Source organism: Proteus hauseri ATCC 700826, from assembly GCF_001654965.1.
GTDB classification, from domain to species: domain Bacteria; phylum Pseudomonadota; class Gammaproteobacteria; order Enterobacterales; family Enterobacteriaceae; genus Proteus; species Proteus hauseri.
This window is the reverse complement of sequence record NZ_LXEV01000020.1, coordinates 92294-117121: the sequence shown is the minus strand read 5'-3', so window position 1 is coordinate 117121 and position 24828 is coordinate 92294. Positions and strand designations below refer to the sequence as shown.

The following is a 24828-nucleotide window of genomic DNA, read 5'->3' as shown; positions in this document are numbered from 1 at the left end:
ATAATTTAAGTGAATATCGAGCTTTAACAGATAGAACAAAAATAGCAGCTAGCGCTGAGTTGTAATTACCTGCGCTATATTTGCAACAACTTGTTGCCAACCTTGACCTAAAGTACGTACTAACGCCGGATAGCCGTCTTCATTTTGATCAAGTGTTAATGAAAAAGGTTGTTTAATCACCTTGTTACCATCAACATAAATCCAATCACCAGCAATCACTGCTTTTCCATCATAACGACCTTGGAAATAGTTAACAGAAACTGTCAATCTTGCTAAGTTGTCATCTATTGGTTGTGTTGCTACTACCGTATCAGGAAATGCTTGAGATAAACCTGACACTAAATTTTGTTGTAATTGTTGATCTAGAGGGTTAACCCAAAGATGTTGATTAGCGACGGTATAGTTTATATCTGAAGTTTGATAAACAATCCCTGCACTTACTAACATATCTGATAAACGGATCGGCTGAACCCATATTTGTGATTTTTGTACAGTCTGTGCTTTAGCGGTTACTGCTTGCTGAGCAGGAGCTATAGGCAATTGATAATACGCTTTGTTCGGCTGACTCGAACATGCCGTCAGCATCAACACAAATATTCCAATAATATATTTCATTATTTTTCAGCCCTCTTTGGTTCTGGATCTTTCCCTTGTGGTGCTTCAAAAATCAATGCATTACTCTTGTTGTTTAGTGTTTTCAACAATGGTTGCATTTCTCTTAATACCTGATCCAACCGCTGCATATTATCTATCATTTTGCCATATGCAGGAGAACCCGGCTGGAATCCTTGCATACTACGATTAATCTCTTTAATAGACTGCTGAATTTCATTTGGCAGATTTTTAAACTCATCACTACCTATCATAGTATTTAATGATTTTAAGGTTTCTTTCGCTTCAGCAACTGCCTTTTGACTTTCAGATAACGTTTCTGTCATCTGTTTTAGCATTGGCTCTACGGGTAAATTATTAATTTTATCCAGTGATGTCAGCACTTTTTGTTGAATTTGCGATAAGCCTGAACTTACAGTTGGAATTTGCTGGAAACCTGCGACTGTTTTAGCCCCTTTCCATTCCTCTGCATCCTGATAGAAATCGAGGTCAATATAAAGCGCCCCCGTTAATATATTGCCAGATTTTAAAGAAGCTCTTAATCCGCCATTAACCGCAGAGGAGATCTCTTTAATGTAATCAAAGCTTTTACCAACATCATCAGCGAAACGCTCTGGTTCAACATGAATAAGTACAGGAATACGAAAATCTTTATCAAGTGATTGCTGCATCCCTTTAGTATAGAAAGGAACTTGAACCACAGTACCCATTCTAATACCACGAAACTCAACTGGAGCACCGGGTTGTAATCCCCTAACTGAGTCAGAGAAAAACATAATATAACCACGATAGTCAGTATACAGAGAGTTTTGAATACTTTTTTCGTTATCATAAAGTTTGAATTCTGCTTTAGGGTCAAGCTCATCGCCCGGCAACCAACCTTCTGGCACATCAAAACTTACGCCACCACTAAAGAGTGTAGAAAGAGATGCCATTTCAACGCGAACACCCGATGATGACATATCAAAGGCAATACCTGAGTCTTTCCAGAATCTGACATTCGAGGTTACCATTTTGTCATAAGGAGCTTTAATAAATAGCTGGTAATGCATATCGCGGCTATCGATATTAAATTCACTAGTTTCAACCGAACCGACTTGATATCCCCTAAATAAAACCGGATCACCTGGATTTAGTTGTCCTGCTCTTTCACTGACTAAATTAACACGAATACCTTGAGCATCAGGAGACGCAAGCGGTGGAGAATCGAGCAAATTAAATTCGTCTTGTTCTTTGCCTGTTAAGCCCGGTTGTAATTCGATATAAGCACCTGATAATAGCGTTCCAAGGCCAGTTACACCCTCTTTACCAATTTGAGGTTTAACTACCCAAAATGCCGTATCAGCACGGAGTAACTCTTTCATTTCAGTATCAAGACGCGCTTTTATAATAACTCGACTGAAATTACTATCGAGCGTGACGGCTTCTACTAAACCAATATCCACACTTCGACTTTTAATTTTTGTTTTTCCCGCTTCAATGCCATCCGCATTATAAGTAATTAATGTAACTTCAGGACCTTGATGGCTGAAATGATAGTAAAGGATCCACGCTCCAATAAATAACGTGACTAGCGGTATTATCCAAACTGGAGACCAGCTCTTTAATTTGTTAATTTTTGCTTCAGATGAAGCAGTTTCATTCTTTTCAGTCACCCTTAGGCTCCTTAATCATCGGGTTATCATCTTCGGTATTACACTTATCCCATGTCAACCGAGGATCAAACATCATTGCAGAGAACATGGTTAACACCACCACCAATGCAAATAGCACTACACCAAAATCTGGGTAGATACTCATCAGACGTCCCATTCTGACTAATGAAGCTAAAACAGCGATAACAAAAACGTCAATCATCGACCAACGTCCTACATATTCAACAACTTCATAGAGAAAATGCATTCTTGCAGGATCTCTTTTACCTTTTATTCTATGGGCATCCCAGCACAACCAACCAATGGCTATCATCTTTAAGCTAGGCACCATAATACTAGCAATAAAAATAACCATAGCGACAGGGTAAGACCCATCTTCCCATAGCAATATCACTCCAGCCATAATTGTTGAGTAGAGGCTATTACCTAGCGATTCGGTTACCATAATAGGTAATAAATTAGCTGGGATATAAAGGACCAGCGAGGTAATTAATAACGACACTGTCCATTGTAAACTTTTGGGTTTTCTTGCATGGCCTTTTACTTCACAGCGGCTGCATTCGTATTGATCTACTGGCAGTATTGCTGTGCATGAACGACATAGTCTTACCCCCTGCTTTAAACCTGTTTTGCCCGATTCAATCGGAGGATGTTCAGGTCGTGGTTCTAATTTTTCCCACAACGTGTGGCGATCTAGGCACTGAAACGCTCGAATTTGTAATAAGCAAAACAGAACATAAGGTAAAAAACTTAGACCCAATCCAATATCACCATAAGCCATAAGTTTAACAAAGCTAACTAAAATACCAGCGAGGAAAATTTCAGCCATACACCACGATTTAAGCTGAAAAAGAATTCGTGATAACCAAATTTGTAACTTTCTTGGCAAATTTATTGGCGTGCAAAGTAATATGATGGCAAACATACAAAATGCGGGCACTATTTGCACAAATAATAAAAAGAAGGCACCAAGCTCGATATAGTTTTCACTAAACATCACTCTTGGAATTTGCAATAACGTTATATTATTTGCAATACCAGCCACTTCCATACTGACAAAAGTAAACTGACATGCCATAAGAAGCATAAACAATGCACTGATAGCGATAGCAACTGGCTGGCGAAAAGGTTGTCTCCAGCGCGCAATTAACATCGTATGACAACGCGGACAGGTTGCTTTAGTGCCTTGAATCAATTGAGGTACACCGACCACCAGATCGCACTGAGGACATAATATCTGTTCATGTTTATGTTCATGCTGATGTTGTTGACCTGAACACACTGCGACACCTCTTATATTTTGGTTATCAATAAGTATTGCATCCTAGAAGAAAAAACGGGGCTTATGCCCCGTTTTATTTTGGCTATTCACCGTTTTGCATTAACTCTAGCTCTTGCCATCTATCAAAAGTTGTTTCTAGCTCTAGTTCTTTATCTGCGAGTGCTTTGAGCACTATCTCGGTCTCTTCATGAGGTCGAGTGAAAAAATTAGGAGCCCCAACTTCTTCTTGCAATGCGCTCAGTTCGTTTTCTAAACTTTCTAGTTTCGCAGGAAGCTGCTCAAGTTCTCTTGTTAAATGATAACTTAACTTATTAACAGCGCGATTGTTCTTTCTTGCGTTCTCTTTGTTTTTTACGTCTTTTTCAGTTTTTTCTGGTGTTGTAGGTGATTTATTTGCTTCGCTACGCAAAGATACTGATTGTGCTCTTTGCTGCTGAGCATCGTAATATCCACCTACATAGCGACTAATATTACCATCACCTTCAAAGATCCAGCACTCAGTCACGCTATTATCAACAAACTCTCTATCATGGCTGACCAGTAGAACTGTTCCTTGATAAGCATCGACCAACTCTTCTAACAACTCTAATGTTTCTACATCAAGGTCGTTTGTTGGCTCATCAAGAATAAGTAAATTACTTGGTTTTAAGAATAAACGTGCAAGTAACAGCCGATTTCGCTCACCACCAGATAGCGCACGAACGGGAGTCATGGCGCGTTTAGGTGGAAATAAGAAGTCCTGTAAATAGCCTAATACATGGCGAGGACGTCCATTTACCATCACTTCTTGCTTACCTTCAGCAAGGTTATCCATTACCGTTTTATCAGGATCAAGTGTTGCTCGATGTTGGTCAAAATAAGCAACTTCAAGTTTAGTTCCGCAATGAACGCGACCACTATCTGCTGTTAAATCACCTAGCATCAATTTTAATAGTGTGGTTTTACCACAACCATTAGGCCCTACAAGAGCAATTTTATCGCCACGCTGTACTTTAGCTGAGAAGTTTCGTACCAGTGTACGCGACCCGATACTGTAATTAACATCTTCCAACTCAAAGACAATTTTTCCTGAACGTGCAGCTTCTTCAACTTGCATGCGAGCGCTACCAAGTACTTCTCGGCGCTCACCTCGTTCAACTCTGAGCGCTTTTAATGCTCTAACGCGCCCTTCATTACGAGTACGACGCGCTTTAATACCTTGTCGGATCCACGTTTCTTCTTGTGCTAATTTACGGTCAAACTCTGCATTTTGTTGTTCTTCAACACGCAATGCTTCTTCTTTGCTTTCAAGATATTTATCGTAATTGCCTGGCCATGAGGATAAGTGCCCACGATCAAGATCGATAATACGTGTTGCCATATTACGAATGAATGAACGGTCATGGGAAATAAAGACAATACTTCCTTGGAAATCTTTTAAAAACTTCTCTAACCAAAGAATAGTTTCGATATCAAGGTGGTTCGTTGGTTCATCTAAAAACAGGACTTTAGGCGCACTAACTAAAGCACGGCCTAATGCGGCTTTCCTTAACCATCCCCCCGATAAAGAAGAAAGTTGTGCTTCGCCGTCTAAACCTAATTTTTCTAATACTTCAGCAATACGGCTATCAAGCAACCAAAGGTTACGGTTATCTAATACTTCTTGAAGTTCCGCCATACGGTTAAGATTTTTGTCTGATGGATCTGTCTCAATTATCTTAGAAATATGGTGATAATCCGTTAAATATTTAGCATCTTCTTCAACGCCTTGTGCGACAAAATCAAAAATAGTGCCTTCAACATTTCTGGGTGGATCTTGTTGTAAACGTGCAGTAACCAGATCTTGCTCGTAAACAACTTGACCATCATCTAATTGTTGTTCTTTGGCTAGTACACGTAATAGTGTAGATTTTCCTGCACCATTGCGTCCGACTAAACAGACGCGTTCATTTTCATCAATAAATAAATCGGTGTTATCCAATAACGGGGCATCACTAAACGCTAAATAAGCCCCAGTCAAACTAATTAATGGCATTGTAAATTATTCCTCACCAGCATGACATAATAGCCAGCAATTGTGGATTTGACGGTTACGTGCAAAATCTTGCGACAATGTTTTTTGCGTAATTTCTTTTGCAGATAGCCCAATTTTTGCTAATTCGTCATTATCCATTTTGAATCCACGTTTGTTATTAGAGAACATAATAGTGCCCCCTTTTCTTAACAGACGTTTGAGATGTTTCATTAGCTCGATATGATCTCGCTGAACATCAAATGTATTTTCCATTCGCTTAGAGTTAGAAAAAGTCGGTGGATCAATAAAAATCACATCGAACTGTTCATTACTCTGCATTAACCACTGTAAGCAATCGGCTTGCATTAAGCGATGTTGTCTACCGGTTAAGCCATTCGCTTGAAAGTTCTTTTCAGCCCATTCAAGGTAAGTACGTGACATATCAACCGTCGTCGTACTTTTTGCACCACCTAATCCCGCATGAACAGAGGCGGTTCCGGTATAAGCAAACAGATTTAAGAAATCTTTTCCTTTGCTCATTTCGCCTAGCATTTTACGAGCAATGCGGTGGTCTAAAAACAGTCCTGTGTCTAGATAATCGGTTAAATTCACCCAGAATTTTGCACCAAATTCATCAACTAAGAAAAAGTCACCTTTCTCAGCCATTTTTTCATACTGTTGCTTGCCTTTTTGACGTTGGCGTGTTTTCAAAATCAGTTGATCAGACCGTAGTGCTAACACTTCCATTGTCGCGCTGATGACATCAAAGAGACGCTGGCGAGCTTTATGCTCATTAATTGTTTTTGGTGGTGCATATTCTTGAATAATAACTTTCTCGCCATAACGGTCTACAGCAACATTATATTCAGGTAAATCCGCATCGTATAATCTATAACATTCAATCTGTTGTTGTTTTGCCCATTTCGCGAGTTTTTTCTCATTTTTGCGTAAACGGTTTGCAAAATCTTCAGCTAAACCCGTGTTGATTGTTGAAGGGGTATCAGAAAGTAAATAGTTTTTCTGTACACAATCAAGTGGACCATTTTTAGCTTTAAACTCACGTTCTGCTCGTAGCTGAATACAACTTAATAGCTCAGGCGAAGCACTAAATAGTGATAATCTCCAGCCTGGGAAGTGTGCTTTTATAGCTCTTCCTAACTGACTGTGTAAGGCAATTAGTGCTGGTTCGCTTTCTAAACGCTCACCATAAGGTGGATTACTGATGATGGTTCCTTTAATTTCACCCGCAATAGGATTCGTCAGTTTTGCGGCATCACCTTGTGTAAAGGTAATAAGATCAGCGACATCAGCTCTGCGTGCATTAGCTCTTGCCATATCAAGCACACGTTTATCAACATCAAAACCATAAAAACGGGCGATAGCATTTTTTTTGCCTTCACGAAAGCGAGAAAATGCTTCTTGAGTGACTTCTTTCCACAGCATTTCATCATGACCTAACCAATGACGAAATCCCCAATGCACGCGATTTAATGCTGGCGCACAATCTGTCGCCATCATTGCAGCTTCAATTAATAAAGTGCCTGAACCACACATTGGATCAATTAATGGAGTGTCTGTTTTCCAACCTGAACGCATAATAATGGCTGCGGCTAAGTTCTCTTTTAGTGGTGCTTGCCCAGTTAAGTCACGATAACCACGTTGATGTAAGCCATCACCACTTAAGTCTAATGATAAAGAGGCTTTTTCTTTATGTAGATGAATAGTCAGTCTAATATCAGGAGATTGTTTAGCAACATCAGGACGTTGCCCCAATTTGCGCTGGAATGAATCGACAATGGCATCTTTTGCTTTTAATGCGCCATATTGGCTGTTGCGGATAACATCGTTGGTGCCACTAAAATGAATGGCAAAGGTTTCATTAACAGTAAAAATTTCACTCCAGTCAATTGATTGCACACCAAGATATAAATCTAAATCACTGTAGACATTAAATTCATTTAGCGGAAGTATGATCCGCGATGCTAAACGGCTCCAGAGTAAAGATTGATACATGGTTTTATCATCAGCACGAAAATAAACACCACCTTGAGTTATCTGGCAAGACTGAGCACCTAGATGCTCAAGTTCAGATTTTAATAGTTCTTCCAGACCTCGGCCTGTGCTGGCAAACAGAGAGCGCATAATATTGTTACCACCTAAAATAAAATTGTTGGGCATTATAGCTAATTGTATTACGTTGTCATAAAGTTACTGGCTATAAAAAATAATAAAGTCTTTTTGGAGCAGTCATGATCAACGTATCACGCCTTTATGTTCACCCAGTTAAATCAATGAAAGGAATTCGCCTTTCTCAGGCTTTTGCTCGCGAAAGCGGATTCACGTTTGATCGTGATTTTATGATAACCACCCCTGAAGGTACTTTTCTTACTGCACGAAAATTTCCTAACTTGCTGTGTTTTATCCCAACCGCTATGGCAAATGGTATTTATATTCAAGCACCTGATGGCGAAGGTATCGCTATTACTTATCAGGATTTTAAAACCACATTGCAGCCAACAGAAGTTTGGGGAAATCATTTTACCGCGTATGTCGCACCAGATGAAATAAATCAGTGGTTCAGCCGGTATTTAAATATGGATGTTCAACTGCGATGGACAGGCGAAAAGCCAACTCGTCGCGTGAAAAAAAGCCCTGATACAGCCGTTTCGTTTGCTGATGGCTATCCTTATTTATTAATTAACGAAGCTTCGTTTCAATATTTGCAACAACGTTGCTCTGCTTCAATTAATATTGAACAATTTCGCGGCAATATCTTAGTTACGGGTGCAAAACCTTTTGAAGAAGATACTTGGCAAACAATACGTGTCGGCTCAGTCGTTATGGATCTCATGAAACCTTGTAGTCGCTGCATCATGACAACTATCAGTATTGATAAAGGCGTCAAACATCCTAACACAGAACCCTTAGCGACACTGCAAACATTCCGTAGTGATGAAAAAGGTGATGTCGATTTTGGCCAAAATGTCATTATTCGCCAAACAGGTATTATTCGTGTTGGCGATGTCGTTGAAGTATTAGCGTATAAAAAAGCCAAGCAATACCTTATTACTACACCAATAGTTACTACACCGGTTGAATCTATAACACCTGCTATTGAACAGAACTGTGAACAATCTGTCACGATAGAATTTAATGGCGTCACTTTTGAAGGTAATAACCAAGAAGTGTTATTAGAACAACTCGAAAATAACGGTCATAATATTCCTTATAGTTGTCGAGCAGGACTTTGTGGTTCTTGTGTCATTCAATTAGATGATGGTGATGTTGCTGCATTAAAAGCAGGTGCTATTAAACGTGCAGGGAAAATTCTTGCTTGTAGTTGTATTCCTAAAGGAAACGTGAAACTTTCTTTTAAGAAAAAATAATACTCGATTTTATCACAAATAAAAGAAGGTAATTTGTTATTGCCTTCTTATTCTTTTCTTTATTTCTCCTATATAAATAAACATATTTAATAAGAATTTTCTTATTAAGCATCCTATTTATAAATATATTTTTTATTTTTCTTTGTGGAAATATCGCAAAGAGAATTATGGGAATTTGATTTTAGGAGGCATGATTTAAAGGGGGGATGATAAAAAAGAGTAAATCCTTTTTACTCTTTTTGTTAAATAACCTTTCCGTACAATAATGATCCTGACGCTGACACTTTATGATATTCGCTTAACCTGTCATTCATAATTTTTATTGGGTCACAAAAATTAAGTGTTTTATCAAATAACGCTAATTGCGGTTGAGCTAATAAACATAAACAAGCTTGAGTACCCACTTCTGTCACTAAAAAGAGAGCTTTCTCATTGCCATCTTTTAATGAAACTTCGACCACTTGTGATAAATAAGGCGTTAATTGATTACAATTAACTTCAAAATACCAGCTTTTAGGCATTAGTGGTTTTAAAAAGCGATGGGCAATTAATGCATTTAAAGCTAATTCAGCTCTTGATTCAGATGGCATATCTATTTTGCGAATTTGCTCATCATATCCATAATAAAGAGCGGCATCATCAACGGTAAAAGATGCTGATTGGCAAGCACAATCACTTAGCATTTTGCTTGGAAAACGGCAGCGAAAAACCATACCATTTGCTAAATCAAGCATCAGCCGTTGTTGTTCATCATCAAAATACCAACGCCAGCGATCATCGGGTTTTATTATCACTAATTAATCCCCCTTCGATTCATTACCTGCTTTATTGTCTATACAACTAATCGAAAAACAGATGACATAAATAAAATATTTAATATCACCTATCAAAAACAGGATTCATTTTACTATTAATTAAGCACAATTAGTGCAATTTAATAAAAAATAATCAACTAGAGGCAATATAAACGAGTTAGGGACAGAAGAAAAGCCCCTGTCCCATTATTTAGATGTAATTAAATATGATTAATTATAGATTTGATAAGTGCGGGGCCGTGATAAATGAAACCAGAATAGATTTGAATAAGCGATGCTCCTGCATCCATTTTCTCTCTTGCTGCTGTTAATGAGTCAATTCCACCAACACCAATAATAGGTAATGCACCTTTTAATTCATCATTTAATTGTTGGATTATTTGCGTGCTTTTAGATTGAACCGGACGCCCACTTAATCCACCTGCTTCATTACAATGATTTAATCCATTTACTAATGTTTTATCTAATGTTGTATTTGTTGCAATAACACCATCAATATGATGTCGAACTAAACTATCTGCAACTTGGATTAATTCTTCATGCGTTAAATCCGGTGCTATTTTTACTGCAACAGGTACATATTTTTGATATTTACCTTGCAACTCAAGTTGTTTATTTTTTATTGCAGATAAAAGATCATCTAATGCTTCACCATATTGTAGTGAACGCAAACCTGGGGTATTTGGTGATGAGATATTAATCGCGATATAACCCGCATAAGGATAGACTTTCTCCATACAAATTAGGTAGTCATCTTTTCCTTGCTCGACAGGGGTATCTTTATTTTTGCCAATATTAATACCTAGCACACCGCCATAACGTGATTGTTTTACGTTCTCAATCAAGTTATCAACACCTAAATTATTAAAGCCCATTCGGTTAATTAGACCTTCAGCCTCGACTAAGCGAAATAACCGAGGTTTATCATTTCCTACTTGAGGGCGTGGTGTCACTGTACCCACTTCAATAAAACCAAAACCCATTGCACCCAATGCATCTATGCAATCGCCATTCTTATCAAGACCAGCAGCAAGACCAAGTGGATTTTTAAATGAGAGTCCCATACAAGAAACGGGTTTTGAAGGAAGCGATTGTTGAATTAGAAATTGAAATGGGGAATGAGATAAACGTTTTAATTGACGGAAGGTAAAATCATGGGCACGTTCAGGGTCTAGCCGAAACAATGCCTTCCTGACTAGGGAATAATACATACGATCTCCATTGAGAATATCGGGTATTAGGAATGATGTGTCTACGACGATTTAAGCGTCGAGCATCATATAGAGAAACATCCTAAAAGTAAACGTTCTAATTTAGCAATTGCCAATAAAAATCCCCAGACTACGCTGGGGATCTGATTACCGTTATGATTTAACACTCTCTATTCATTCATAAAGTGATATTGTGCGTGTTATTAATCAGCCAATGCTTTAGTGATCTTTTCATATAAATCACCTGACAAGTTATCTAGCGCTTTTAGCTTTAATAACTCTGCTCGCATTTTTTCCTGACGAGCTGCATCATAACGTTTTAAGCGAATAAAAGGCTCAATTAAGCGAGAAGCAACTTGTGGATTGCGACTATTTAAGTCAGTCAGAATTTCTGTCAATAACAAATATCCAGAGCCATCTTCGGCATGGAAAGCCACTGGGTTATTTGTTACAAAAGCACCAATTAATGCTCGTGTGCGATTCGGGTTAGCGAGAGTAAATGAACGATGAGATAACAAATTACGCACGGTTTGGAGTACATCTTTAGCTGGGCTGGTGGCTTGTAAACTAAACCACTTATCCATGACTAAGCCGTCTTGGTGCCATTTATCATCAAAGGCTTGTAATAACGCCGCTTTACAAGGTAAATCTGCCATAACAGCACTGTGCAATGCAGCTAAAGCATCTGTCATGTTATCGCTATTATGATATTGAGCTTCAACTAATTGATTACCAGTTTGCTGATTTTCAAACGCTAAATAACCCAGACAAACATTTCGCAGATCACGTTTAGCAATATCACCATGATCAACTCGATAAGCACCAATATGCATTGAGTGATAAACCGCAGAGAATTCATCTGCCATTTCTGTTGCTAGCGTTGTACGAATAAAATGCAATGCTTGATGAACCGCAGAGGGATCAATGATGGCAAATGCTTCACCTGCTTCTAAATCTGTTGGCAACGTTAAGATCAACGCGGCTAAAGCGGGATCAATATCTTTATCTAATAATACAGATCGGAAAGCATCAATCACCATGTCAGGTAAAACTAATGCTTCACCTTTTTGTACTCTAGCCACATTTTCTTTTATATAGCGGCCAAGCAGTGATTGCGCAGCATCCCAACGAGAGAATGCATTACGTGCATATTTCATCAAGAAAGAAAGTTGTTCATCAGTAAATGGATAATCTAATTTTACTGGCGCCGAGAACTCTCGTAATAAAGAAGGAATTGGCTGCTCTGGTACATCGTCAAAGACAAACTGCTGCTCTTCACGTACCACATTCAATACATTAGAAATAGTTTGACCTTGTGAACGCAGTGGGATCACATTACCTTTGGTATCGTATAATTCAATATCTAATGGAATATGTAACGGCTGTTTTTCAGTTTGATCGGCTGTCGGTGCCGTCATTTGACTAACAGTTAAAGTATATTGTTTTTTATTAGCATCATAACTATCACGAACCGTTAGCTGTGGTGTACCTGATTGACTATACCAACGACGGAATAAGGTAAGATCAACATCAGAAGCATCTTCCATCGCTTGAATAAAATCATCACAAGTTGCTGCACTGCCATCGTGGCGGTGAACATACATATGAATACCCGCTTGGAATCGCTTTTCACCTAATAGCGTGTGGATCATACGGATCACTTCAGAACCTTTTTCATACACGGTTAAGGTATAGAAATTATTCATTTCAATGACACTATCAGGACGAATTGGGTGTGCCATTGGGCTTGCATCTTCTGCGAATTGAGCGGTACGCATCACTCGTACATTATTGATACGATTCACAGAGCGAGAGCCTAAATCAGAGCTAAATTCTTGATCACGAAAAACGGTTAAACCTTCTTTTAGGCTTAACTGGAACCAATCACGACAAGTAATACGGTTACCCGTCCAGTTATGAAAATATTCATGGCCGATAACAGACTCAATACCTAAATAGTCTTTGTCAGTTGCTGTTTCACTTTTTGCGAGCACGTATTTAGAGTTAAAAACGTTTAAGCCTTTATTTTCCATTGCGCCCATATTAAAGAAATCGACCGCGACTATCATGTAAATATCAAGGTCATATTCTAAATTGAAACGTGATTGATCCCATGCCATCGCATTTTTTAGGGATGTCATTGCCCAATCAGCACGATCAAGATTACCTTTATCAACAAAAAGCTCTAAAGCAACGTTGCGACCACTTTTGGTGGTGAAAGTATCACGCAAAACATCAAAATCGCCAGCAACCACAGCAAAGAGATAACTTGGTTTTGGATGTGGATCTTCCCATGTTACCCAATGACGACCATCTTCTAGTTCGCCTTGTGCTCTTCGGTTACCGTTAGAGAGTAAATAAGGGTACTGTTTTTTATCTGCGGTGATTGTTGTGGTGTAACGTGCTAATACATCAGGTCTATCTAAATAATAGGTAATATGGCGGAAACCTTCTGCTTCACATTGTGTACACAACGCATCACCGGATACGTATAAGCCTTCTAATGCCGTATTTGCCGAAGGATTAATCTCATTGATAATTTTTAAAGTAAACTGTTCAGGAAGTTGCTCAATGATGAGTTTGCCGTTTTCTTCTTTATATTGTGTCCAAGCAACATCATTAACAGTTATTGATTTTAATTTGAGATCTTCGCCGTCTAACACTAAAGGTACTGATGTTGAAGCTAAGCGTTTACATTGGCTAATCGCTGTAACCTGTGTATTTTCTTTATCGAGAATAAAATCAAGATGAATATCGGTGATAGTGTAGTCAGGAGCGCGGTAATCTTTACGATATTTAGCAATTCTTTGTTGTGTCATAGAAAAAACCTTTTAGTTAACACGACTATTTAACGGTTATATAACCAAAGCTTACTCGTGAAAAATAGCTTTAGCCAGTCGAAACTTCAATTGAAAACATCAAAAGTCAAAAGAATGTTAACAGTTTATTAATAGTTGTAATCAATTTATTTGGTAAATGATGCTAAGCTACTCCCAAATTATGTTTAACGTGGTAAACTGATCGAAGTTTTATAGCTTGTTTTTATGTCGCAGAGAAATATCATCGATTAGTGACTCCATTGTTGTCATATTCGGGTATACTCTCCAACCTTAACGATTTAGCTGACATAAAAACGCTCCGTGAGGATGCTTGACGCGCTATGATTTTAGACGCTACACCGATTATTACATCACTGCTGGATACTGATGCTTACAAGCTTCATATGCAACAGGCCGTATTCCATCATTACAGTGATATTCCTGTCGTTGCAGAGTTCCGTTGTCGGAGTGATGAACGCCTAGGTGAATATGCAACAACTTTGCGCCATCAAGTGAATATGATGGCAGACTTGTCATTGAGCGATGAAGAGTTTGACTATCTTCAGAGTCTCCCTTTTTTCAAAAATGACTATCTGCAATGGTTTAAGCAATTTCGATTTAAACCTGAACAAGTCAACATTTCTGCTACACCAGAAAACCAACTAAGAATTAGGATAACAGGCCCTTGGTGCGAAGTTATTCTATGGGAAGTACCTTTATTGGCGTTGGTAAGTGAAATTGTTCATCGTGAACGTTCGCCTCAAATAAGCCCAGATGATGCCGTTAATCAATTACGTAAATTAATTAACGTGTTTTATCAAGATGCGGCTGAGCAACAAATAGATTTAGCTGATTTTAAACTGATGGATTTTGGTACTCGTCGTCGTTTTTCTTATGATGTGCAATGTGCCATTGTTGATGAGCTAAAAAATCACTTTCCTTATCTTGTTGGTACTAGCAATTATCATTTTGCTGAACGTATGCAATTGGCACCTGTAGGCACACAGGCTCACGAGTGGTTTCAAGCCCATCAGCAAATTAGTCCTGAATTAGCAAATAGCCAGCGTGCTGCATTGCAATCATGGTTAGATGAATATCCAGATCAACTGGGTATTGCGCTGACAGACTGCATTACGATGGATGCATTCTTGCGTGATTTTGATAGACCTTTTGCAAATCGCTATCAAGGATTACGTCATGATTCTGGTGATCCTATTGAATGGGGTGAAAAAGCTATAGCCCATTATGAAAAGTTGGGTATTGATCCCATGAGTAAAGTGTTGGTGTTCTCTGACAGTCTCGATTTTCAGAAAGCATTAGTGCTTTATAAACATTTCCATAAGCGTATTCGCCTTATTTTCGGTATTGGAACACGACTCACCTGTAATATTCCCACTATTACTCCGCTTAATATTGTGATTAAGCTGGTAGAGTGCAATGGTAAGCCGGTAGCCAAATTATCAGATAGTCCGGGTAAAACTATTTGTGAAGATGACGATTTTGTTGATAAATTACGCAAAGCCTTTGATGTTCCACTTGTTAAACAGGCTTGCTAATTCAAATTTATTGGCCTTTTTTTGAAAATCAATCTTGCAACAAAAAAGTAGCTTATAAAAGAAAGGGTATTTACTACCCTTTTTTAGTAAAAAATGCCCCACTTCATCAATGAATCACAAATTTTTATCAATTTATTTTATACAAAGGCTTTTCTCTTCTTTATTCACTCTTTAAACTAAAATTTCCTACTTGTTTCCTGCGCTATTGCAAGTAACATAGAAAAACTGTCCGACAGGGGCAGAGTGAATTAACCAAACAATTATTTTAATTAAACGAAGAGAGATTTATTTATGATCGTTGCGCCTGTAGTTGACGTACTGCAAGGCCGTATCTCGGTTGGCGAAGATGTCACCGTTCGCGGTTGGGTACGTACAAGAAGAGATTCAAAAGCTGGTATCTCATTTCTTACCGTCTATGACGGTTCCTGCTTTAATCCAGTACAGGCCATCATTAATAATAATTTACCGAATTATCAAGATGAAGTGCTGCATTTAACCACAGGCTGTTCTGTGGAAGTCACCGGTAAAATTGTTGAATCTCCGGGCCAAGGACAGAACTTTGAAATTCATGCTACTGCAATCAAAGTAGTGGGAATGGTTGATGATCCGGAAACTTATCCGATGGCCGCCAAACGTCATAGTATTGAATACCTGCGTGAAGTTGCACACCTTCGCCCACGTACGAACTTAATTGGTGCCGTTGCTCGTGTTCGCCATACTTTGGCACAAGCACTACATCGTTTCTTCGATGAACAAGGTTTCTTCTGGGTATCAACGCCTCTTATTACAGCAGCTGATACCGAAGGTGCTGGTGAAATGTTCCGTGTCTCTACGTTAGACATGAATAACCTGCCTCGTACTGACAAAGGCGAAGTTGACTATAGTGAAGACTTTTTTGGTCGTGAAGCCTTTCTAACAGTATCAGGTCAGCTTAACGGCGAAACTTATGCTTCTGCATTAAGCAAAGTCTATACTTTCGGCCCGACTTTCCGTGCCGAAAACTCAAATACCAGCCGTCACTTAGCTGAATTTTGGATGGTTGAGCCAGAGGTCGCATTTGCTGATCTTAACGATATCGCAGCACTGGCAGAAAAAATGTTGAAATACACCTTTGCTGCTGTATTAGCTGAGCGTAGAGATGATATGGAGTTTTTCGCACAACGTGTCGATAAAGATGCTATTACACGTTTAGAGAACTTTATTACTTCTGATTTTGCTCAGATTGATTATACAGATGCAGTAACTGTATTAGAAAACTGTGGTGAGAAGTTTGAAAACCCAGTTTATTGGGGTGTTGACCTCTCTTCTGAGCACGAACGTTATCTTGCAGAGAAACACTTTAAAGCACCTGTTGTGGTGAAAAACTATCCTAAAGACATTAAAGCATTCTATATGCGTATGAATGACGATGGGAAAACTGTTGCAGCAATGGATGTATTAGCGCCAGGTATTGGTGAGATTATCGGTGGTTCTCAGCGTGAAGAGCGTTTAGATATGTTTGATAAACGTTTAGAAGAAATGGGAATGAACAAAGAAGACTACTGGTGGTATCGTGACCTACGTCGTTACGGTACAGTGCCACATTCTGGTTTTGGATTAGGTTTTGAGCGTTTAGTCGCTTATGTGACCGGTGTCGCAAACGTTCGTGAGGTTATTCCATTCCCACGCACACCAAGAAATGCTGATTTCTAATTTTTTTGATTAATTAATATTCAGCATGGCAGTTATGCTGTTTATTTATTATACTTGTTTTACTTAATACTAGAAGCCAACCTCAAGGTTGGCTTTTTTTATGCATGGTCCTTATTTGACGCAAAAGTTCCCTTAAATACACACTTTGAAATACATAGTTACAATTTGTTACACTTTTTTCGTTTTTGTAGCAAATTGGGGGTAGATAAAATTTTTCAGCAATGGAACACTGTCACCCGACACAGACGACACTTAACTCTCATAAATAGTTCCATAAAAATTAAGAAACTATTTCTGGCAGTGGCAAAGGTGTCTGAATAACACCAATGAGGGTAATAATAATGATGAAGCGCAATCTTCTTGCAGTGGTAATCCCAGCTCTGATGTTTGCTGGTGCAGCAAACGCAGCTGAAATGTACAACAAAGACGGCAACAAAGTAGACATCTACGGTAAAGTTGACGTTCATCATTACTTCGCTGATAAAGATTCAGGTGAAAGCGGTGACGCTTCACGTGCTCGTATCGGTTTCAAAGGCGAAACTCAAATCAATAAAGATTTAGTTGGTTTCGGTCGTTTCGAATATGAAATTAAAACCAATACAACTGAAAACGAAAATAAAGCTAAAACTCGTTTCGCTTACGCTGGTTTTAAATTCGCACAATACGGTTCACTGGACTACGGTCGTAACTACGGTGTAATTTACGACACCAACGCATGGACTGCCGTTCTGCCTCTGTGGGGCGGCGACTCAATGTCACAAACTGACATTTACATGACTGGCCGTACTGCTAACGTATTAACTTACCGTAACACTGATATGTTCGGTTACGTTGATGGCCTGAACTTTGCTCTGCAATACCAAGGCAAAAACAACGAAAACACTAACAACACCCGTAAAGACGGTAGCAAAGATGCTAACGGCGACGGTTTCGGTTTCTCTACAGCTTATAACTTAGGCTGGGGCGTAACACTGGGTGGTGGTTACTCAAGTTCAGCTCGTACTTCATGGCAACAAGACTATAGCTCAGCTCGCGGTTCACGCGCTGAAGCATGGAACGTTGGTGCGAAATTCGATGCTAACAACGTATACTTAGCAGCTATGTACGGTGAAACCCGTAACATGACTACCTACAACAAAGGTATTGCTAACAAAACTGAAAACGTTGAGTTAACTGCACAGTACGATTTCAAAGATCTCGGTATCAAACCATCTTTAGCTTATGTTCAATCTAAAGGTAAAAACTTAGATGCTGATAACGCTGCAATTGGTGTTGCTAACGAAGATTTAGTTAAATATATCTCTGTAGGTTCTTTCTACAAATTTAACAAAAACATGACTGCAGTTGTTGATTACAAAATCAACCTGCTGAAATCTGATAATGCTTTAGGTCTGAACGACGACAACGTTGTTGGTTTAGGTCTGACTTACCAGTTCTAATTGCCGCTTAAGGTAATTAACAGTCAAGTTAATTGATTTGAAAAGCAACACTTCGGTGTTGCTTTTTTAATGCATTACTTTCTAATTTTATCTCAAGACTCCCTTCCCTTAGCGCTTTGCTAGGTTTCCTTTTCTAATCTCATTACAATAATAAAAAACAATTTCCCGCTATTTTTATTACTCACCATTTTATTATTTTGACTATATTTTATTTATTTACTTGTTTTAGTTGATAATTTAAAAAGTATATCGCACTAAATTATCAATTAATTATAGTCGTTATTATTACATGTTAATGTAATCACAGGATATTTACTTAATTACATCTTGATTTGCTATTTATTCTCACTTAGTTCACAACTTCTTGTTAATTTCTCTACAAACAGTTGGCAAAAACCTGCCATAGCGGTACTCTTGTTACTCATATTTCGGCTTCGTTTTGAGCTAAGGGAACAATTACACTATGTTTGAGAAAATCATTGCTGCACCAGCTGATCCAATTTTAGGTCTGGCTGATAGTTTCCGTTCTGATACTCGTGAAAACAAAATCAACTTAGGGATTGGTGTTTATAAGGATGAAACAGGCAAAACACCTGTTTTAACCACTGTTAAAAAGGCAGAGAAATACCTGTTAGAAAACGAAACCACCAAGAATTATCTTCCTATTAGCGGTATTCCAGAGTTTGGCAATGTTACCCAAGCACTTTTGTTTGGTGAACAACATCCTATTATTACTGAAAAACGAGCTCGTACAGCACAAGCACCCGGCGGCACCGGTGCCCTACGTATCGCAGCTGACTTTATTGCTAAACAAACTACAGCTAAACGCGTATGGATAAGTAATCCAACATGGCCAAATCATAATAATATCTTTGAAACTGCAGGCCTCGAAATCTGTAATTACAATTATTATGATGCAACGAATCGCTGCTTAGATTTTGATGGTATGTTAGCAAGCCTTGAGAAAGCACAAGCAGGCGATGTTGTGTTATTCCACGGCTGTTGCCATAACCCAAGTGGTATTGATCCTACAGAAGAGCAATGGCGTCAATTAGCCACACTTTGTGCTGAAAAAGGCTGGCTCCCTGTTTTTGACTTTGCTTACCAAGGTTTTGCTCGTGGTCTTGAAGAAGATGCACAAGGTTTGCGCTTATTTGCAGAGAAGAATCCTGAGCTAATTGTGGCTAGTTCTTACTCTAAAAACTTTGGACTCTATAACGAACGTGTTGGTGCTTGTACTATCGTCACTAAAGATAGCGATACCGCAGAAAAAGCCTTTAGCCAAGCAAAAGCAATTATTCGTGCTAACTACTCTAACCCACCCGCTCATGGTGCTTCTGTTGTTACTACAATTCTTTCTAATCCGGCATTAAAAGAAGAATGGATTGAAGAACTAACAACGATGCGCGAACGTATTCAGCGTATGCGTCAGCTATTAGTTACCACCTTACAAGAAAAAGGTGCAAAACAAGACTTCAGCTTTATTATTGATCAAAATGGTATGTTCTCCTTTAGTGGACTAAATAAAGAGCAAGTTGAACGTCTACGTGCTGAATATGGTATTTATATTGTAGGTTCTGGTCGAATTAACGTTGCAGGTTTAACACTTGAAAATATGGTTCCATTATGTGAAGCCATTATTGCTGTGCTCTAATTTTTAACAGAAAGCATAAACGGCAAACCAATAGACAAAAAAGCCTTTTCAATATGAAAAGGCTTTTTTATTTAATTTGATTAGCTTAAATAGTTTAATTACCAGATTGGCATTTCATCTTGTAAAAATGGATTATATAAACGCTCGTGACCTAAATTAGACATTGGCCCATGACCTGGAATAAACTGATAATCGTCGCCTAATGGTAAAACTTTATTTTTGATAGATGCGATAAGATCTGCATGGTTACCACGAGGGAAATCAGTACGACCAATGCTTTCACGAAATAAAACATCACCCATAGAAATTAATTTACTTTGATGATTAACAAAAATAATATGCCCTGGTGTATGACCCGGACAATGCAATACCGATAACGAAATTGTCTTACCAACTGTTATTGTATCGCCTTCATCTAACCACTGATCAGGTGAAAAAGATTTTCCACCCGGAAAATTAAACATTCGACACTGCTGCTCTAACTCTTCTAATAAAAAGTTATCATCTTTATGTGGCCCATAAACGGGTACATGAAAATGTTCAACAATTTGTGCAGTTCCTGCAACATGATCAAAATGGCCATGTGTTAATAATACTTTTGTTAATGTTAACTGACGCTGTTCAATTTCTGAAATAAGCGTTTCAACATCTCCACCCGGATCAACTATTGCTGCTTCCTTCGTCTCATCGCACCAAATTAAAGTACAATTTTGCATATAGTTTGTCACAGGTACTATGTGATACATCATGAAATACTCCGCTCTTTAATAACTGAATCTCAATAGATTACCATGAGCGAACAGGCCCTGTATCAATATGCACAAAATTACTTCGTGGGTAATAGCCTACACCACCTGCTTTCATTCTTAATGCGACTTGGCGAACTTTAGATAAGTCAGTTCCGACTAAACGAAAATCCATTGCTTGCCCACGGGTATGGTAACTTTTCTTAGCTACACCACTACTACTTTGGCGTAAGTTATTATTCGTCACTAAAGAACGATAACCGGAAATAAGCTCAACAGGTTTATTATTATTAAGCATTACTTGCAGAAGATAAATTTGATCAAACAATGCGGGATCTATCGTTTTAATTTTATTTTGGCGATAGTCTCTAAATAAGTGATTTAGTTTAGACAGTTCTTGTTTATTGTAACGTTTGCCATCAAAAAACTCGGCTTTAATAGTTTCGCCCGTATTTAAATTATTAAAGCGGAGAATTTTTGGACGAGGTGTTGCTAATGAAGCAAATGCATGAGAAGGAAGTAAACCTAAACCAACCGCCGCCATACCAAGGCCAAGCCACTTTCGACGCTGTGAATCAATGATATCCATAGTATGTATACTCAATCAAAAATTATTCAGAAGGAAGAACCTTTATTATGACAATATTTTTCTCGAATTGTTTCCTGTCGTTTGTATAGTATTGTAAATAACGCAATATTTTCACTTACAATAACTCGACATGCTAATTAATTAGTTATTTGTACTAAATGCACTTTTATTATTCTATATTCCTGAGGAATTCAAAAATAGTTTATAAATTAATTATCATTTAATATTTCCATTCTATAACTTAAATTAATTTACTTTAATTTATTGATTCTTATAAAAAACCAGGGATAATTTTAAATTACCCCTGGTTTATTTTTATCGCGTTAGTGACTTTTATATTATAGATGTTGCTTAATATTGACTAAATAAGGTTCTGCATTTGAAATGCTTTGGTCATAAGAATAAATATCTGCGCGATATTGTGGCTCATTTTCCTGAGCAACCCAAGCTGTTTGATAATATAAATAAACGGGAATACGTTCTGGAATTGGCGCATATTGTGTCGCTCCACGTTTTAATGCGGCATCAATACGATCTTGCTTCCATCCTGCATCACCTAAAAGAATAGAAGCTAATTCAGATGCTTTATTTACACGAATACACCCAGAACTAATTGCTCGCATATTTTTTGAAAATAATGTGTGGTTAGGTGTGTCATGTAAATAAATTGCCTCTGAATTAGGCATATTAAATTTATAACGCCCTAATGAGTTAGTAGGCCCAGGTGCTTGCCAAATACGATAAGGAAAATTAGCCGCACTCGTATTCTGCCAATCAATATCATAAGGGTTTATTGGATATGCATCATTACCCCAACCCGAATAAATGGTATAGCCTTTACGGCTAAAATAACTTGGGTCTGCTTTTCCTCGAGGAACAATATCTTTGCGTGTCATACTGGTGGGTACATTCCACGGCGGATTGACGACCACATTATTAAGTGCACTGCTCATAATTGGGGTTTTTCTATCAGGACGCCCAACAATAACCTTAGAGTCTAAAATAAGCTCATTATTAGCATAAAAATAAAGCGAGAAATCAGGAATATTAACCCAAATACCTGTATCACCGATAGCAGGCGTTAAACGCAAACGTTGTATATTAAGTGCCATAATACTTGCACGTTTAGCGGGTGTGGTATTTAGCCAAACACGTGTTTGTTTACCTATAACACCATCCGTTTCTAATCCATGTGCAGCTTGAAATAATTTTACGGCAGCAACTAACGACGCATCATATACCGTTGTGGCAATTTCCTGCTCATTAACACCAAGTTCTGGTAATAATTTAAGATTGCGCAAAATTTGTCTAAGTGCAACGACTTCTTCTGCTGATTGATTAGGTTTTAATGAGCTCGTCCCTTTCATTTCTGGCCAAACAACGTCTTGATGAAGTTGTTTACGCATTTCGTTTTTCATTAATGCGTAATAAGGATGAGAGGGTGCAAAAGAGATAACAAAACCACCTAGTGTGGCATTTTTTATATTTTGCTGAAAGTCGGTTACTGCTTTATCGGTAGGTGCAGTTAATGTTTGCACCGCTCCACGATAAAGTAACGAGGCACCGGATTTATTCACTTGATCAACAAAGTTGATATAGCCTAAAAATGCATCTGATAAAATAATATCGCGCCCTTCTTGGCTTAACCCCGGTGTATCTAGCTGTGCTAACCAACGTCCAAATTGTGGCTGAATACCCGAAAGTGCAACTTCAGCAATTTGCTGTTGTAGCTGTTCTGTTATTTTTTCATCTTGCCAGATTAATGCCAGATTATTACTTTGATAAACTTTAGTCAGTTGATTGAAATAGAGTGGCTTAAATTCTTGAGGTATCCATGACTGTAATTTAGCCCTCACTTCTTGTTCTGAAATTAAGGGTGTTTCGGCTGTAATAGCAGTAGGTGCTGCATTATTTTCAGAAGCCAGAACAGCAGAGTCATTACTAGGAATGGCTACTGTTGTTTCATTTATTGGCGCTGGAGTTGTTGTTTCACTCACAGGAACAAGTGTTGTAATTTCACTTACAGCTACTGGAGCCCTAGCATCATTTACAGGAGCAGCCGTTATCGCTTTCTCCTCTGAAATAGATAACTTTATAGGTTCGCCATTTTCTGTCGCTATTACATTTTGCGCAGAAAGAAGTGTGCCTATTACAACTGAATATACAATTGCTCGTTTAATTTGTCGTTGCGCCATAAGTCCTCTTGCCCTCTTTCCCTTATTATTATTCTGGTATCCTAGAATATTAGATGAGATAGAAAAAGAGTTTTATAGGAATAAACTAATATTTGTAAAGTTTTATAAGTTTCTTACGGGAATATTCTTATAAAATAATCATAAAATGACTATTCCATTAGTTTTAACACCTCTGAATATATAAAAATAAAGGGTATAAAATAAATAAAAAAGAATTCTTTAGCATAAAAAAATGAAAAAATGAAAGGTAAAAATAGAAGATGATAGCTCAATAAATGATCAGGGTGAATTACAGTCAATTAAAATAATAAAATATTAAAATAGAAAAAGGCGTAGTTTCCTACGCCTGACAAATAAAGGTAAACAAAAACACACAGAGATTAGTATTCTGAATTGATAACCACTTCTTCACCAAATTGACCTGCTTTAGGCAGTGGTTGGTAAGATGAGTTAGCAGCACGTAAAATACGAATACCACGGATATTTAATTCATCTGCTGCGGCGATATCTGCATCAGCATCACCGTAGTAAATTTTCAGTTTATGATCACGCATCCAGCTTACTTTGTTATTTGCACCAGGTTGATCACCTGCAAAAATAACAGCCTGCATTTTATCAGCAGGAATATTTAAACCTTCTTGAACGTATTTAGTCACAGTCTCAGTTTTAGTTTGAGTACGGCCTGTGATGAAATAAACAGTATCGCCACGTTTTAAGTGCATCTGAACAAGATCGATACCGACTTGTTTAGGCATACTAAATTTATCCCACTCGTTGTTCATTTTTTCCCAGAATTCTGGGTTTTTCAGGTAGCTGAAATCATTTGGAGAATATTCCAGTTTACCGCGAAAGAATCCTGGACTTGAGAACAGAACGGTATCATCGATATCAAAACCAACAGCCATTGGTGGTTGACCAGCTAGGCTTTTCTCAATATCTGCAACAGACACCCAATTAATTGGTTGTTGTTGTGCTAATTCAGCAACAGTAACACCCGGGCTTACGACTTCTGGCATATGAACTTTGGCCATTGCTGCGCCATTTAGGCTCAACGCTAAAGCTATCGCACTCAAAGTTAACGTGACTTTACGCATTCTCTTTCCTTTAATTTTTATGTTAATCACATACGCGGACAATCATAGACATCAGCATTACATTTAAATGAGATGCAGCGCACGTTATGC

Annotated in this window: 17 protein-coding genes; 5 read left to right on the top strand and 12 right to left on the bottom strand. The window is 38.2% G+C overall.

What is annotated here, in order from left to right; all coding sequences use genetic code 11:
• Positions 1 to 48 precede the first annotated feature (48 nt).
• From pqiC to rlmKL, 5 genes are all read right to left on the bottom strand, one after another.
• Positions 49 to 615, bottom strand: a complete 567-nt coding sequence (gene pqiC / locus M997_RS07725; protein ID WP_064719531.1) for a membrane integrity-associated transporter subunit PqiC — start codon at positions 613 to 615, stop codon at positions 49 to 51.
• The gene (gene pqiB / locus M997_RS07720) at positions 615 to 2267 is read right to left on the bottom strand and encodes an intermembrane transport protein PqiB (RefSeq protein ID WP_064719530.1); all 1653 of its coding nucleotides are present in this window, start codon (positions 2265 to 2267) and stop codon (positions 615 to 617) included. Before pqiB ends, pqiC begins: the two co-directional genes overlap by 1 nt.
• Positions 2260 to 3549 (bottom strand): membrane integrity-associated transporter subunit PqiA, encoded by a 1290-nt coding sequence (gene pqiA / locus M997_RS07715; RefSeq protein WP_064719529.1) that lies wholly within the window; start codon positions 3547 to 3549, stop codon positions 2260 to 2262. The genes pqiB and pqiA overlap by 8 nt, the downstream gene beginning before the upstream one ends.
• An 82-nt stretch (positions 3550 to 3631) precedes the next feature.
• On the bottom strand, positions 3632 to 5563 hold the full coding sequence (locus M997_RS07710) for an ABC transporter ATP-binding protein (RefSeq protein ID WP_064719528.1): 1932 nt from the start codon (positions 5561 to 5563) through the stop codon (positions 3632 to 3634).
• Between the two features lie 6 nt (positions 5564 to 5569).
• Positions 5570 to 7684, bottom strand: coding sequence for a bifunctional 23S rRNA (guanine(2069)-N(7))-methyltransferase RlmK/23S rRNA (guanine(2445)-N(2))-methyltransferase RlmL (rlmKL, locus tag M997_RS07705; RefSeq protein ID WP_064719527.1), 2115 nt, complete (start codon positions 7682 to 7684; stop codon positions 5570 to 5572).
• A 107-nt stretch (positions 7685 to 7791) separates the two neighbouring features.
• Here rlmKL and M997_RS07700 point away from each other — a divergent pair, with 107 nt between their 5' ends.
• A complete protein-coding gene (locus M997_RS07700) occupies positions 7792 to 8928 on the top strand; it encodes a YcbX family protein (protein WP_064719526.1) in 1137 nt (378 codons plus the stop codon).
• A gap of 242 nt (positions 8929 to 9170) precedes the next feature.
• On the opposite strand, the gene M997_RS07695 is transcribed toward M997_RS07700, so the two are convergent.
• The 3 genes from M997_RS07695 to pepN form a co-directional block, all read right to left on the bottom strand.
• Positions 9171 to 9722 carry a cell division protein ZapC gene (locus tag M997_RS07695; protein ID WP_064719525.1) on the bottom strand — a complete coding sequence of 184 codons (552 nt, stop codon included), beginning with the start codon at positions 9720 to 9722 and terminating at the stop codon, positions 9171 to 9173.
• Between the two features lie 221 nt (positions 9723 to 9943).
• Complete coding sequence (gene pyrD / locus M997_RS07690; protein ID WP_064719524.1) at positions 9944 to 10954, bottom strand: quinone-dependent dihydroorotate dehydrogenase; 1011 nt, start codon at positions 10952 to 10954, stop codon at positions 9944 to 9946.
• A 203-nt stretch (positions 10955 to 11157) separates the two neighbouring features.
• Positions 11158 to 13773 (bottom strand): aminopeptidase N, encoded by a 2616-nt coding sequence (gene pepN / locus M997_RS07685; RefSeq protein ID WP_064719523.1) that lies wholly within the window; start codon positions 13771 to 13773, stop codon positions 11158 to 11160.
• 341 nt (positions 13774 to 14114) lie between these two features.
• On the opposite strand from pepN, the gene pncB reads away from it, so the two are divergent.
• From pncB to M997_RS07665, 4 genes are all read left to right on the top strand, one after another.
• The gene (pncB, locus tag M997_RS07680) at positions 14115 to 15329 is read left to right on the top strand and encodes a nicotinate phosphoribosyltransferase (protein ID WP_064719522.1); all 1215 of its coding nucleotides are present in this window, start codon (positions 14115 to 14117) and stop codon (positions 15327 to 15329) included.
• Positions 15330 to 15620: 291 nt separating this feature from the next.
• A complete protein-coding gene (asnS, locus tag M997_RS07675) occupies positions 15621 to 17021 on the top strand; it encodes an asparagine--tRNA ligase (protein ID WP_064719521.1) in 1401 nt (466 codons plus the stop codon).
• 341 nt (positions 17022 to 17362) lie between these two features.
• Entirely contained in the window at positions 17363 to 18460 is a 1098-nt protein-coding gene (locus M997_RS07670) for a porin (RefSeq protein WP_064719520.1), read from the top strand.
• Between the two features lie 463 nt (positions 18461 to 18923).
• Positions 18924 to 20114, top strand: a complete 1191-nt coding sequence (locus tag M997_RS07665) for an amino acid aminotransferase (RefSeq protein WP_064719519.1) — start codon at positions 18924 to 18926, stop codon at positions 20112 to 20114.
• A 98-nt stretch (positions 20115 to 20212) separates the two neighbouring features.
• Here M997_RS07665 and M997_RS07660 read toward each other — a convergent pair whose 3' ends face one another.
• The 4 genes from M997_RS07660 to aphA form a co-directional block, all read right to left on the bottom strand.
• Complete coding sequence (locus M997_RS07660; protein WP_064719518.1) at positions 20213 to 20863, bottom strand: MBL fold metallo-hydrolase; 651 nt, start codon at positions 20861 to 20863, stop codon at positions 20213 to 20215.
• A 37-nt stretch (positions 20864 to 20900) separates the two neighbouring features.
• Entirely contained in the window at positions 20901 to 21449 is a 549-nt protein-coding gene (gene mepK / locus M997_RS07655; RefSeq protein ID WP_064719517.1) for a peptidoglycan L,D-endopeptidase MepK, read from the bottom strand.
• A 338-nt stretch (positions 21450 to 21787) separates the two neighbouring features.
• Positions 21788 to 23644 carry a L,D-transpeptidase gene (gene ldtD / locus M997_RS07650; RefSeq protein ID WP_239994667.1) on the bottom strand — a complete coding sequence of 619 codons (1857 nt, stop codon included), beginning with the start codon at positions 23642 to 23644 and terminating at the stop codon, positions 21788 to 21790.
• Positions 23645 to 24024: 380 nt separating this feature from the next.
• A complete protein-coding gene (gene aphA / locus M997_RS07645) occupies positions 24025 to 24738 on the bottom strand; it encodes an acid phosphatase AphA (RefSeq protein ID WP_064719516.1) in 714 nt (237 codons plus the stop codon).
• Positions 24739 to 24828 lie beyond the last annotated feature (90 nt).